Below are 238 nucleotides of genomic sequence, written 5' to 3' on the forward strand. Positions count from 1 at the left end.
ATAAATGGGGGTATCAGGATCTGGTAAACTGCCGGCTGTGTTGGGTTGCAGGACAGTAATGCGATCGCCCGACATCAGCTCGATTACATAGTAGACGTGGGTGCCAAGGTACATCACGTTACGTAAACGTCCTTCGAAACAGTTGACGCGCACATCAGGTGGGTACAGACTGACGTAAATTTTTTCTGGACGTAGACTTACTACAACAGCAGAGTTCTTAGACGAGGCGGGCCAACTT

At 49.2% G+C, this 238-nt stretch carries 1 protein-coding gene; it reads right to left on the bottom strand.

Annotation, left to right across the window (positions count from 1 at the left end; genetic code table 11):
• On the bottom strand, positions 1–238 hold a 238-nt coding region (locus NZ772_03810; GenBank protein MCS6812684.1), incomplete at both ends, for a TOBE domain-containing protein.

The organism is Cyanobacteriota bacterium (assembly GCA_025054735.1).
Taxonomy (GTDB): domain Bacteria; phylum Cyanobacteriota; class Cyanobacteriia; order SKYG9; family SKYG9; genus SKYG9.